This window comes from Streptomyces lasiicapitis (assembly GCF_014646335.1).
Classification (GTDB): Bacteria; Actinomycetota; Actinomycetes; order Streptomycetales; family Streptomycetaceae; genus Streptomyces; species Streptomyces lasiicapitis.
In genome coordinates this window covers 45,497-58,870 of record NZ_BMNG01000025.1, presented here as the reverse complement: position 1 = coordinate 58,870, position 13,374 = coordinate 45,497, and the positions used below count along the sequence as shown (strand labels likewise).

Sequence of the window (13,374 nt, the reverse complement as noted above, 5' to 3'; positions counted from 1 at the left end):
GACCGTAATTATCGGCGAGTGATTGGCTGCTGGCTCCCGTTGCCGAGCGCACGACTGCCCAGCACGCAACTGCCCAGCGCACGACTGCCGATCGCCGACTGCCGACACGAGAGCGAGTCATGACCTCTGAGAGCTCGGACCTGCTCGCCCCGCTCGATCTCGCCTTCTGGAGCATCGAGTCCGCCGCACACCCCATGCACCTGGGGGCCCTGGGCGTCTTCGCCGCGGACTCGCCGTCCGCCGCCGGGCACGCCGCCGACCTGCTCGCCGCCCGCGCCCCCGCCGTCCCGGGCCTGCGCATGCGGATACGGCACGTGCTGCTGCCTCCCGGCGGCGCCGAGCGGCAGCCCGCGCCCGGCTTCGACCCGCTGGACCACGTGCACCTCGCCCCGCCCGCGGCCGACTTCCACGCGGCGGCGGGCGCGCTCATGGAGCGGCCCCTCGACCGGGACCGGCCGCCGTGGGAGGCGCACGTGCTGCCCGCCGCCGACGGGGATTCGTTCGCCGTCCTGTTCAAGTTCCACCACGCCCTCGCCGACGGGCTGCGCGCCCTCACCCTGGCCGCCGGGGTCATGGACCCGGTGGAACTCCCGCCCGCGCGCGAACCCCGCCCCGCCCCCGAGGCGCCGTGGTGGCACGCCCTCGACCCGAGGCGGCTGCCCGGCACCGTCGGCTCCGCCCTCTCCGGGGCCCGCTCCGCCGCCACCGACGTCGGCCGTGCGCTCGACATCGGCGCGTCCGTGGCGCGGGCGACCTGGGGCGTGCGGTCCTGCGACGCCCTCACCTCCCGGCCCACCGGCAGCCGCCGCACCGCGGGCATCGCCCTTGACCTGGACGACGTGCACCGCGTGCGCAAGACGGCCGGCGGCACCGTCAACGACGTACTGATCGCCGTGGTCGCCGGGGCGCTGCGGCGCTGGCTCGACGAACGCGGCGACAGCAGCGACGGCGTCGCCCCGCGCGCCCTCGTCCCCGTCTCGCGGCGCCGCCCGCGCACCGCCCACCCGCAGGGCAACAGCCTCTCCGGCTATCTGGTCCGGCTGCCCGTCGACGACGCCGACCCGCTCGCCCGGCTGCGCGCCGTGCGCGGCGCCATGGACCGCAACAAGGACGCGGGCCCCACGCGCGGCGCCGGCGCCGTCGCACTGCTCGCCGACCACGTGCCCCCGCTCGGCCACCGCTTCGGCGGCCCCGCCGTCGCACACGCGGCCCGGCTGCTCTTCGACATCCTCGTGACCAGCGTGCCGCTGCCCAGCCTCGGCCTGCGCCTGGCAGGACACCCGCTCACGGAGGTCTACCCCTTCGCCCCGCTGGCCCGCGGGCAGGCGCTCGCGGTCGCCGTCTCCACGTACCGCGGCCGCGTCCACTACGGCCTGGTCGCGGACGCCGCCGCGGTGCCGGACCTGGACCTTCTCGCGCGCTGCGTACGGGTGGAGCTGGCCGCTCTGGTGGCGGCGTGCGAGGACGCGCGACGGGTGGCGGTCGACCGTTCGGGTTTGGTACCGGGCGCCCGGGCTACGTAAAGTTGCGCTTTTGGAGCATCCGCGGTCACCCCAGACGAGCCGCGGCACTAGCGCGGTGAGGGACGACAGCGGCGATGACCGTGACAGAGGACAGCCAGGAAGGCGCCGTTTCGTACGGTCCGGGCACTGACGCCGAAGCAGTCTCGTACGGATCGGACGTCAACGCCGACGCCGACGCCGTCTCGTACGGACCGGGCATCGACCCCGAGCGGCTCGCCGTCTGCCTCAGCGTGCTCGACGAGCTGGACGAACTCGACGTCGACCACCCCGACGCGATCACCGTGCGCCGCGCCACCGCCGGGATCTACCGGACCGTGAAGCAGCGCCGCCGCCAGGACCGCAGGGCCGCCAAGACCGCCCACGACAAGGCGGTCACCGAAGCCACGGCCACCGGCTCCGCGCAGCGCATCGACGACGAGACCGAGGGCATCCTGCCCTCGTCGGCGACGGCCAAGGGCGAGATCGCGGGGATACTCCAGCGCCCCCGCTCCTGCTACACCTGCAAGGCGCGGTACGTCGAGGTCGACTACTTCTACCACCAGCTCTGCCAGGAGTGCGCCGCCGAGAACCGGTCCCGGCGTGACGCGAGCGCCGACCTCACCGGCAAGCGCGCGCTGCTCACCGGCGGCCGCGCCAAGATCGGCATGTACATCGCGCTGCGGCTGCTCCGCGACGGCGCGCACACCACCATCACCACGCGCTTCCCCAAGGACGCCATCCGCCGCTTCAAGGCCATGGACGACTCGGCGGACTGGCTGCACCGCCTTGAGGTCGTCGGCATCGACCTGCGCGACCCCGGCCAGGTCGTCGGCCTCGCCGAGCAGGTCGCCGAGCAGGGTCCGCTGGACATCCTCATCAACAACGCGACGCAGACCGTGCGCCGGCTGCCCGCCGCCTACGCCGCGCTCGTCGAGGGCGAGAGCGCCCCGCTGCCCGCCGGGGAACTGCCCGCCCACCACGTGATCGGCGCCTTCAACTCCGGCGCGGTGGACCGCCTCGCCGCGCTGCCCGTCGGCGTCAGCGGCCTGGACGCGCAGCAGGTCGCCGAGCTCGCCCTGGTCGCGGGCCACGCCAGCGTCGAGCGGCACCGCGACGGCAGCGCCATCGACGCGGGCGGCCTGATGCCCGACGTGGTGGACAGCAACACCTGGGTGCAGACCATCGAGCAGATCTCCCCGGTGGAGCTGCTCGAGACCCAACTGTGCAACTACACCGCGCCGTTCATGCTGATCAGCCATTTGCGGCCGATGATGGCCGAGGCCGCGAAGAAGGCGGAGAGCGGGCGCGCCTACGTCGTCAACGTCTCCGCGATGGAAGGCGTCTTCGGCCGTGGCTACAAGGGCGCCGGGCACCCGAACACCAACGCCGCGAAGGCCGCGATGAACATGGTGACGCGGACCAGCGCCCAGGAGATGTTCCAGACCGACGGCATCCTCATGACCTCGGTCGACACCGGCTGGATCACCGACGAGCGCCCCCACTTCGACAAGCTGCGCCTGGCCGAGGAGGGCTTCCACGCCCCGCTCGACCTCGTCGACGGAGCGGCCCGCGTGTACGACCCGGTCGTGCGCGGCGAGGCGGGCGAGGACCTGTACGGGGTGTTCCTGAAGGACTACAAGCCCGGCAAGTGGTGACTCGCACCCAGTGAGTGCGGGCATGTCCGGATTCCTCCCTTTGGGGGAGCGCCATCGAGCAGACCCGCGCTCATTTGGTTAACCTAGTGCGAACGGACGGCCACAAGGCGCACACCGGCGCCCCTCCACCGTCCCGGGACAGGCTGAGACCCACGGCCGCGATCCCGCCAGCAGACGGCGCCACCGCGACCGAGCAGCGCATTGCAAGCGCGACCCTTGTTCTTTCGTTTCGCGACACGAAGGAGTGCGCGGTGACACCAGATCTGACCAAGCAGGAGAAGCGGTCGGCCGAGCGTGGCGGTGAGCGGGCCGGACGGCCCCAGAAGCTCCGCAACCTGGAGGCGTGGGCCCACGCGGCACCGATCCGGCTCGCCGGATACGAGGACGACCTCGCGGAGCCGCACATCCTCCCCGGCATCGACTGACTCCCTGCACGCGTGCGCCCTGCGCCCCTCGTCGCGATCTCGCGGCGGGGGGCGCGGCATGTCCGGGTGGTGCGGATCATGCGGTGACGGCGAAGGCCGAGAGGAGCGTCGCGGCGGTGAGGCTGCCCCAGAGCGCGGCCGGGCCGTGGGGCGCGAGCGCGGTGATCACCGCCGGGGAGACGGCCAGGCCGAAGCCGGTGGAGAGCTCGAAGCGGGCGAGGGTGCGCCCCAGGACCCCGGGCGGGGCCAGGGCGGTGACGAGCGCGGTGGCGCTGCCCGCGTAGATGATCTCGCCGATCGTGCAGACGACGGACACCGCGGCGACGGCCGGGGCGCCCAAGGCGTGGCCCAGCGAGGTGGCCGCGAGGAAGCCGAGGTAGGACACGGCGAGTACGACGCCGGAGAAGGCGAGGACGGTCCGCCGGGGGAAGCGGGACAGCGCGACGGTGACCGGAACCTGCAGCGTGACCACCAGCACCGTGTTGGCCACGAAGATGGCCGCCGACCACACCGGGGACGCGTGCAACTGGGTCACCAGGACCAGGGGGAGCGCGATTTCGGGGACGTTGAGGCAGAAGACGTAGATCACGTTGGCGGCGAGCAGGGCGGGCATCCGGGGTGCGGGCTCGTCGGCCTTGCCCTTGGCGCTGTCCTTGCCGCTCTCCTCGGCCTTGTCCTCGGCGCCGCCGTCCTTGCCGCTCTCCTCGGCGCCGTCCCCGGTCGGGGCGGCGGCCGGACGCGCGTGCAGCCGCACCGACCACGCCAACGCCGCCGCGGCGAGATAGGCGAGCCCGGTGACGGCCGCCAGCGCCTGCAACGCCGTGGTGCCGCCCGCCAGGCACACGGTGGCGATGAGCGCGCCCACGCCCAGGCCCGCGTTGCGCAGGGCGCGGCTCGCAGCGAGAGCGGCGTCGCGTTCCCGGCCGTGGGCGACCGTGGCCACGAGAGCCGCGTGGGCGGCCGGCCAGGCCTGATTGCCGATGCCGAGGAACAGCGCCGCCGCCCCGAACAGCCAGACGTGCCCCGCGGGGGTGGCGAGAAGCAGCGCCACGCCGAACACCCGCACCAGCATCGACGCCGCCACGACCGTGCTGCGCGCGCCCCGGTCCAGCCATCGCCCCACCGCGGGCATGCACACCAGACCCACGACGATGCCGACCGTCATGGCGACACCGGTGGCCGGCGCCGAAAGCCGCAGCACCGTCACTCCGTACAGCAGCAGAAAGGGCCGCAGCAGGCCCGTGCCGAGCGCGTCCACGGCCAGGGCGACGGCATAGCGGGGGCCTCCGGAGGCGCGCACGAGGGCGCGGGGCCGGATCTTGGTGGTGGTTGCCATGGCGACAACGGTGCGGTCGGCCGCCGGGACGGCCGCGTCGCTTGACGGACACCGTCAAGCGACGCCGTCGCAGGCCGTCCGGCCAGCGATGATGTGCGGATGACGCTGCGCATCGACATCAGCGGACTGCCGTCCGAGCGACTGCGGTTCGCCGCATCCCCGCTGGCCGAACTGACCGCGATGCTGCACGTACTCGCCGAACCCGGGCACCATCCGCAGTTCGACGACTGGGCCGCCGACGTCTGGGCCGCGCTGCCGCCGGAGCCGGCCGAGCGGCTGCGGGAGGCGGAGTTCCTCTGGCGCTCCTCGCAGGCCGACTTCCTGTTCCCCGCCCGGCCCCGGCCCACCCTCGCCGAGGAGCTGGACGACGTGGACCGGATCGACGACGAGACGTACGTGACCGCCGCGCTCGTCACCACGTGCGGCGGCGGCCGGACCCGGCTCGCCGCGCCGTCGCCGCTCACCGACGCGACCGCGCGCGAGCGGGCCCTGGACCTGGCCCAGGCACGCGGCGCGCGTCAAGAGGCCTTCGCGGAACGGCTGCTCGCCGACCCGGCCGCCGTGCGGGCACGGGTGCGCCACACCCTCGAACAGTGCGCCGAGGCCTTCTTCGACGCCGCCTGGACCGGCGTCGCCGCACGGCTCGCCGCCGACCTGCGCCTGAAGAACGACCTGCTCAAGCGCCAGGGCGTCGGGGCGGCACTCGCCTCGGTCTCCGGCGCCGTCGCCCTGGCACCGGACGGCGACTGCATCGTCGTGGACAAGCTCCAGGACAAGGCCACCGCCGCCCACGGCACGGGGGTCACCTTCATCCCCAGCGTCTACGGCAGCCCGCATCTCGTCGTGGTCCACGCGCCCGGATGGCAGCCGGTGGTGCAGTACCCCGTGGCCGAGCCGGGCCCGGCGGAGCCGGTCTCCCTGGAGACGGTCACGCTGCGCCTCGAGGCACTCGCGCATCCCGTGCGGCTACGCCTCCTTCGCACCCTGGCCCGCGGCCCGCACACCACCGGCGAGCTGGCCCACGCCTGGGAACTCTCGCTCCCGGAGGTGTCCCGCCACCTCGCGGTGCTGCGCCGCGCGGGCCTGCTCACGGCCCGGCGGCACGGGCGCTACGTACGCCACACCCTCAATGTGCCCGAGCTGACGGCGCTGGGGAGCGATCTGGTGGCGGCGGTGCTGCGCTGAGCCCAGTTTCCCAAAGAAATTCTGCAAAAGTACTTTTGCTAAGTGTGCCGACCGTCCTACGCTCGCGGTATGGCAGACGAAGAACGCCCCCAGAACGGGACCGGAGAAGACGTAGCCGGGACCGGAGAAGAGCGGATCCTCCTCGGGGAGTCGCGGCTGCGGCGGCTCGACCCCGAGCGGGAGCCCGCCGCCATCAAGGCGCTCACGCACCCGCTGCGGATCCGGCTGCTGGGCCTGCTGCGCATGGACGGGCCCGCCACCGCGAGCGAGCTCGCGGTGAGCACGGGGGAGTCGTCCGCCTCCACCAGCTACCACCTGCGGGTCCTCGCGAAGTACGCCTTCGTCGCCGAGGCGGAGCACCGCGACGGCCGCGAGCGCCGCTGGCGCGCCGTGCACGCGGTGACCACCTGGGACCACTCGGCGATGGACGCCTCGCCGGTCGGCCGCGACTTCGAGGGCATCATGGCCCGGCGCCAGATCGAGAATTTCGGGGCGACCCTGGCACGGCACGAGTCGGACATCGCCGACGGGCGGCTCGGGCGCGAATGGCTCGACCACGCCGGGATCACGGACCTGATGCCGCGCCTGACGCCCGAGTCCCTGGGCGAGCTGAAGCAGGCGTACGAGGACAAGCTGGAGGAGCTCGCGGCCCGCGACGCGGGGGACGCGCGGTCCGAGCAGGTGATGGTGTTCTACGGGATGCTGCCGGTCGCGGGGCGGGCGGATGCCTCTGCGGCGGCGGACAGTTCCCCGAGGCCCGACAGCCCTCCGAGCGCTCACGCCGCCGCGGAAGCCGAGCCCGCGAAAGCCCACGACCCCGTGAACGCGAACGCCGCCCCCAGACGCCTGACGGGCTACACCCATGACTGACCCCCTGGACCCCCGCACCGCCCGCCGCCGCTACGTCGTCGTCAGCGCCCTGTTCTGGCTGCCCCTGGGCCTGGCCATCGCCCCGATGGTGGCGCTCATGACCGAGCGCGGGCTCGCGCTCGCGGCCGTCGCGGGCTGCGTCGCCGCGCACTCCCTCACCGCCGCCGCCCTCGAACTGCCCACCGGGGGACTGTCCGACGTGCTCGGGCGCCGCGCGGTCCTCGCCGCCGCCGGGGCCTTCGACCTTGTCGCGCTGATCCTGCACGCGCTCGGCACCACGGCGTGGGTCCTGGCCCTCGGCATGGCCCTCAAGGGCGCCGGGCGCGCCCTGTCCAGCGGCCCTGCCGAGGCCTGGTACGTCGACACGGTGCACGCGAGCGCGGGCCCCGACGCCGAGCTGCGCACAGGCCTGGCCCGGGGCAGCGCCGCGACGTCCGCGGCGCTCGCGGCCGGGGTCCTCATCGGCGGCGCCCTGCCCTGGCTCCTCGGCCTCGGCCCGGACCTCGGCGGCCGCCTGCGCGAGGCCACGTCCGGTCTCGTCATCCCGCTCTCCGCGCCCGCGCTGCTCGGCGCGGCGATCGAGGTCGTCTTCCTCGTGTACGTCCTGACCGCGCTGCCCGAGCCGCCCCGGCCGCGCGCCACCTTGCGCGGAGTGCTGCGCGGCGTCCCGGCCACCGTCGTCGCCGGGGTGCGCCTCGGCGGGCAGGACGCGATGGTGCGGCGGATCATCCTCAGCGCGGCGGCCGCGGGCAGCGCGCTGGTCACCGTGGAGATCCTGACGCCGGGCCGGGCCGCCGACCTGATGGGCTCCCCGGAGTCCGGGGCGGTGCTCTTCGCGGGCCTCGCCTGCGCCGGATTCCTCTGCTCGATGGCGGGCAGCAACTTCGCGCCGCTGCTTGCCCGGCGTGCGGGCGGCAGCGAACGGGCCGTCCTCGTCGGCCTGGGCGCCTCGGCCGCCGGACTGCTGCTGCTCGGCGCCACGGCGCTGACGAGCCTGTCGGCCAAGCCGGTCCCGGTCGCCCTCGCCGTCCTCGGCTACGCGCTCGTGTACGTCGGGCTCGGCGCCGCGGGCCCCAGCGAGAACGACCTCCTGCACCGGCGCGTCGGCAGCGCGGGCCGCGCCACCGCCCTGTCCGTGCAGTCCCTCTCCCTCCAACTGGTCGGCGCCACCACGGGGTTGGTCCTCGGCCACCTCCCGGCGGGCCCGCCGCGCTGGCTGCTCGGCGGCGCGATCCTGCTCGCGGGCGCCCTGTTGTGGACGCGCCGCCCCGGTGTGGCGAAGGAGGCGGAAGTGCCACAGCAGGCGTCCTCCCTCTTGAGCACCGGATCGCGTACCGAAGCGAGTACGCCGAGGGAAGGCACCCCCTGATGCGCACCATCCACGTCATCACCCACCCGGAGGCGACCCACCACGTCGAGAAGGTGGTCGGCGGCTGGCACGACTCGGACCTCACACCGGCCGGGAAGGACGCGGCGGGCGCCATCGCGCGGGCGCTGCGGGCCGACATCCCCGCCGGCGCCGACGTCGAGCTGATCTCGTCGGACCTGCGCCGCACCGTGCGGACGGCCGAAGCGGTGGGCGAACTCCTCGGCGTGCAGCCGATCCTGGACCGGCGGCTGCGGGAGAAGTCCTACGGCGAGGCGGAGGGCGGCCCGCAGGAGTGGCTGGACCGGCGCTTCGTGCCGCCGCCGGCGGACGGGGACCGCATGGGGCACCACGAGGGAGTGCCGGGCGCCGAGACCTGCGGGGAGTGCGCGCGCCGCGTCTACGCAGCCATGGACGAGCTGCTGCGCCGCCCCCGCGAGCACCAGATCGTCGTGACGCACGGGTTCGCCCTCACGTTCGTGGTGGCGGCCTGGATCAAGATGCCCTTGGAGTCGGTGGGCTCCGTCAGCTTCCCCGCGCCCTCCGGCAGCATCACCTTGCTGCGCGAGGACGACTTCTTCCACAACCGCCAGGTCGTCGCCGTGGGGGACGCCCGCCACCTCACCCGTCCGTAATTCATCCGATGGGTAAGGGGAGTTGGTTCTCCTCCGTCGCGTCAGGGGCATTGACATGGCCCCGTCGCGCTTCAATCATCGGACCTCATGACTGTGTTTCCCGAGCAACCTGAGCTTCCTGAGTCTTCTGAACCTGCCCGGCGTCATGCACTCGGAGTCATAGGAGCCGCGGCCGGCGCGGCCGCCGTCGCCGCCCTCGTCCCGTCCTCCCCGGCGGCCGCGGCCCCCGCCGCCCCGCCGTCCGGCCCCTCGGAACAGCGCGCCCCCGACCGCGCGGACGACGACGGCTGGGGCACGGTCCCCGCTCCCGTCCCCGTCGCCCTGGAGCGGTGGTTCGACAACGACGGCATCGACACGGCGTCGGCGCGCGGCGGTGACTTCGACGGCTCGGGCCACACCTTCCCCGGCGAGGAACTGCCCGCGGGGCACGTCGAGGTCGACGGCGTGCCGTACCGGTTCCCGTCCTCCGGCGCCGGAGCCAAGAACAACGTCGTCGCCCTAGGGCAGCGCGTCGACCTGCCCAAGGGCCGCTACCTCTCGGCCCTGTTCCTGACGGCGGCCAGCTACGGCAACGCCGCGGGCCCGGTCACCGCGCACTACGCGGACGGCTCCACGTCGAAGGCGACGCTCGGCGGTTCCGACTGGTACGCGGGCAGCGGCGCGCTGTCGGCGACGTACCGCATCAAGCCCGACGGCACGAAGGACGAGCACACCGTGTCGATCGGCACCTCCGAGGTGTGGCTGGACCCGCGCCGCGAGGCCGTCGCGCTCACCCTGCCCACCACGAACCCCGCCGAGGCGAACAAGCCGTCCCTGCACGTCTTCGCGCTGTCGCTGCAACCGGTCGCCGAGGGGCGGGCGTTGGTGCTGCGCGACGCGCACTCCACCGTGTCGCTCCTGGAGTCGAACGGCGCGCAGAGCGTCGAGGCGACCGTCGTCAACGCGGGCACGGTCCCCGTGCTCGCCGCCGACCGGCTCGCCGTCCGCGTCGACGTGGACGGCGCCCGCACGGTCGCGCCCGCGCCCGTGACCCGGCTCGACCCGGGCGAGCAGGCCCGCGTACGCGTCGGCATCCGCAACCGCACGGGCGTGCAGCCGGGCACCCGGCGCGACGGCGAGATCGTCGCCGCCGGACGCGGCGGCCAGGCCGCCGGCGCCCGCAGACCGCTCACCCTCGGCGTGCCCGACTACCGCCCGACGGCCGACTCGCTGGCCACGCACCAGGCCCCGTACTGGTTCCACACCGCCAAGTTCGGCATCTTCATCCACTGGGGCGTCTATTCGGTCCCGGCCTGGGCGCCCGTCGGCAAGCAGTACGCCGAGTGGTACTGGCGTCACATGCAGGACAAGAACAACGCCACCCACGCCCACCACCGCGACACCTACGGCGAGGACTTCGCGTACGACGACTTCATCCCGATGTTCAAGGCGGAGAAGTTCGACCCGCGCGCCTGGGTGGAGCTGTTCCGGGACTCGGGCGCCCGCTACCACGTGCTGACCTCCAAGCACCACGAGGGCTTCGCGCTGTGGGACACCAAGGTCAGCGACCGCAACTCGGTGAAGATGGGCCCCGAGCGGGACCTCGTCAAGGAACTCTTCGACGCGTCGCGCCGCCACACTCCCGAACTCCACCGCGCCCTGTACTTCTCCATGCCGGAGTGGTTCAACCCGGACCAGCCGTGGATGGGCGAGCTGTGGCCGCCGCGCAATCCGTACACCCTCGAACCCGTCCCGTACACGGGATACGTCTCCGGCAAGGACTACGTGAAGGGATACCAGGCAGCGCAGATACGGGAGTTGATCCAGGGCTACGACCCCGAGATGCTGTGGTGCGACATCGGCGGCCCCAACGACAGCCTCAACGTCGTCGCCGAGTACTTCAACCACGGCAAGAACCGCCCGCGGCCCCGCGAGGTCGCCGTCAACAACCGCTCCGGGATCTCCTTCCACGACTTCACGACGCCCGAGTACGAGACGTACGAGAACACGGTCGTCGCCAAGTGGGAGTCCAGCCGGGGCCTCGACCCGTTCTCGTACGGCTACAACAAGGCGACCCCCGACGACCGTTACATGACCACCGAGGAGGTCGTGCACAGCCTCGTCGACATCGTCTCCAAGAACGGCAACTTCCTCCTCGACATCGGCCCGCGCGCCGACGGCACCATCCCGGAGATCATGCAGACCCGGCTTCGCGAGACCGGCCGCTGGCTGAAGGTCAACGGCGAGGCGATCTACGACACCACGTACTGGTCACGGATGGCGCAGCTCGGCGAGGACCTGCGCTTCACCGTCCGCCAGAACAAGGCGTTCTACATCCACTCCCTGGCCGAGCCGGGCGCCAGGCTCACGGTCGAGGCGCCGGTGCCGATCCGGCCCGGCGACAAGGTGACGATGCTCGGCCACGGCCGGCCGCTCACCTGGCGGACGACGGGCGGCTCCCTGGTGATCGACGTGCCCCGGGCGGCGCGCGCGGCCGGGCGGCACGTGTGGGTGTTCAAGGTGGAGTGGAGCCGGTGACGGCCCGTCAGCGGTGGCGCGGTCTTACCGGTGTCGCGGCGGCTCTGCTGCTGCTCGCCACGCCGGTCGTTCCGTCCGCCGCGTCGGAGCAGGGCGCGGATCCAGGTCCGCCTCGCACGCTTCCGGCTCTCACCAACTGGACGGCGGAGAGCGGTAGTTACGTGTACGAGGACGGGGTGCGGCTCGTCGCGCGGGATGCCGCCGCCCGGCGCGTCGCCTCCACCCTCGCGGACGATCTGCGGGCGTCGGGGCGCGGGAGGGTGCCGGTCACGTCCGGTGCGGCGCGCCCCGGCGACGTACTGATCGACGTCGAGAAGCAGCGGAAGTCCCTGGGCGCCGAGGGGTACGAACTGCGGGCGGGTGAGCGCCTGGAGATCACCGGTGGCACCGAGGCGGGCGCCTTCTACGGCACGCGCACCTTCCTCCAGCTCCTCGCGCAGGGCGACCGCATCCCGGCCGGACGCACTGTCGACGTGCCCCAGTACAAGGAGCGCGGCGTCGGCGTCTGCGCCTGCTACATCAACATCTCCATGCCCTGGCTGGAGAATCTGATCCGCGACATGGCGTACCGCAAACAGAACCAGCTCCTGCTCGAACTGAAGGTGAAGAGCGAACGCCACCCCGACGCCAACTCCTGGGGCTACTACACCAAGAGCGACATCCGCCGCCTGGTCGCGCTCGCCGCCAAGTACCACATCACCGTCATCCCGGAGATCAACTCGCCCGGCCATATGGACCCTTGGCTGGAGCACCGCCCCGACCTGCAACTCACCGACACCGACGGCAGGAAGCAGCCCTCGCGCCTGGACGTCACCAAGGACGAGGCCTTCACCTACTACACCAGCCTTGTCGACGAGTACGCGGACGTCTTCCCCGCGAAGTCCTGGCACATGGGCGCCGACGAGTACATGCTCGGCTCCGACTTCGCGAAGTACCCGCACATCCTGGACTACGCCCGCCGGAAGTACGGCGAACGGGCCACGCCCCAGGACGCGTTCGTCGACTTCGTGAACCGAGTGGAGGCGTACGCGGCGGGCAAGGGCAAGCGGCTGCGCATCTGGAACGACGGCCTGACGGGCGACAACACCGTGCCCGTGGCGGCCGGGACGACGGTCGAGCACTGGCTCGCCGTGCGGACAAAGCCCAGCGAACTCATCGCGCAGGGACACCCGTTGATGAACGCCGCCTACTCGCTGTACCTGGTGCGCGGCGGCTTCCACAGCGACACCCGCAAGCTGTACGAGCAGCGCTGGGACCCGCGTGTCTTCGAGGGCGAGACGCTCACCTCGCGCGAGGGTGTCACCGGCGCGAAGATCAGCCTGTGGCCCGACAACGGGCGCGGCGAGACGGAGAACGAGGTCGCGGCGTCCATGCGACTGCCCCTGAGCCATGTGGCGCAGGTGACGTGGGGCAGCCCGCACCCGGACGCGACGTACGCCGACTTCACGGCGCGCGACACGGCCGTGGGGCACGCCCCCGGCCGGCGCGACCTGACGAAGCCGCCGGTGCCCGACGGCACGTACACCCTCCGCGACACCGAGGGCGGTGTGCCGCCCGCCGACTACGAGATCCGCCGCACCCCGGACGGCTACGTCACCCTGAAATCCGCCCGCACCGGCGCCTGCCTGGAGACACGCAGCGGCAAGCTCACGCTCAACGTGCCGCTGGATCCCGGCAGTTCGGTCACCCAGGAGACGTGCGACGCGAGGAACACGCTCCAGCGCTGGCAGCTCACGCCCGTCCGTGGCGGCCACCGCCTCACGAACGCGATCACGCGCATGGCCGCGCACGTGACGGACGACGGGCGCCTCGTGCAGTACCCCACGGACCAACAGCCACCATCCACCTGGCAGTTGACGCCCTCGAGCTGAAGGGAACACCCG

10 protein-coding genes are annotated in these 13,374 nt (G+C 72.9%); 9 read left to right on the top strand and 1 reads right to left on the bottom strand.

Annotated features, from left to right (window positions below; genetic code table 11):
- Positions 1 to 119 precede the first annotated feature (119 nt).
- The 3 genes from IEY91_RS38775 (at position 120) to IEY91_RS38765 (ending at position 3,582) form a co-directional block, all read left to right on the top strand.
- Entirely contained in the window at positions 120 to 1,523 is a 1,404-nt protein-coding gene (locus IEY91_RS38775) for a wax ester/triacylglycerol synthase family O-acyltransferase (protein WP_189177492.1), read from the top strand.
- A gap of 74 nt (positions 1,524 to 1,597) precedes the next feature.
- Positions 1,598 to 3,157 carry an SDR family NAD(P)-dependent oxidoreductase gene (locus IEY91_RS38770; protein WP_229697620.1) on the top strand — a complete coding sequence of 520 codons (1,560 nt, stop codon included), beginning with the start codon at positions 1,598 to 1,600 and terminating at the stop codon, positions 3,155 to 3,157.
- A gap of 251 nt (positions 3,158 to 3,408) precedes the next feature.
- Positions 3,409 to 3,582, top strand: coding sequence for a hypothetical protein (locus tag IEY91_RS38765; protein WP_189177491.1), 174 nt, complete (start codon positions 3,409 to 3,411; stop codon positions 3,580 to 3,582).
- Positions 3,583 to 3,658: 76 nt separating this feature from the next.
- Here IEY91_RS38765 and IEY91_RS38760 read toward each other — a convergent pair whose 3' ends face one another.
- A complete protein-coding gene (locus IEY91_RS38760; RefSeq protein WP_189177490.1) occupies positions 3,659 to 4,918 on the bottom strand; it encodes an MFS transporter in 1,260 nt (419 codons plus the stop codon).
- Positions 4,919 to 5,017: 99 nt separating this feature from the next.
- Here IEY91_RS38760 and IEY91_RS38755 point away from each other — a divergent pair, with 99 nt between their 5' ends.
- From IEY91_RS38755 to IEY91_RS38730, 6 genes are all read left to right on the top strand, one after another.
- Positions 5,018 to 6,103: a DUF5937 family protein gene (locus IEY91_RS38755; protein WP_189177489.1), complete on the top strand. Its 1,086-nt coding sequence runs from the start codon at positions 5,018 to 5,020 to the stop codon at positions 6,101 to 6,103.
- 69 nt (positions 6,104 to 6,172) lie between these two features.
- Complete coding sequence (locus tag IEY91_RS38750; protein ID WP_189177488.1) at positions 6,173 to 6,973, top strand: winged helix-turn-helix domain-containing protein; 801 nt, start codon at positions 6,173 to 6,175, stop codon at positions 6,971 to 6,973.
- The gene (locus tag IEY91_RS38745) at positions 6,966 to 8,342 is read left to right on the top strand and encodes an MFS transporter (protein ID WP_189177487.1); all 1,377 of its coding nucleotides are present in this window, start codon (positions 6,966 to 6,968) and stop codon (positions 8,340 to 8,342) included. The genes IEY91_RS38750 and IEY91_RS38745 overlap by 8 nt, the downstream gene beginning before the upstream one ends.
- Positions 8,342 to 8,974: a histidine phosphatase family protein gene (locus IEY91_RS38740; RefSeq protein ID WP_189177486.1), complete on the top strand. Its 633-nt coding sequence runs from the start codon at positions 8,342 to 8,344 to the stop codon at positions 8,972 to 8,974. The genes IEY91_RS38745 and IEY91_RS38740 overlap by 1 nt, the downstream gene beginning before the upstream one ends.
- A gap of 87 nt (positions 8,975 to 9,061) precedes the next feature.
- Positions 9,062 to 11,491 (top strand): alpha-L-fucosidase, encoded by a 2,430-nt coding sequence (locus tag IEY91_RS38735; protein WP_189177485.1) that lies wholly within the window; start codon positions 9,062 to 9,064, stop codon positions 11,489 to 11,491.
- Positions 11,488 to 13,362: a family 20 glycosylhydrolase gene (locus IEY91_RS38730; protein ID WP_189177484.1), complete on the top strand. Its 1,875-nt coding sequence runs from the start codon at positions 11,488 to 11,490 to the stop codon at positions 13,360 to 13,362. Before IEY91_RS38735 ends, IEY91_RS38730 begins: the two co-directional genes overlap by 4 nt.
- Positions 13,363 to 13,374: the final 12 nt, after the last annotated feature.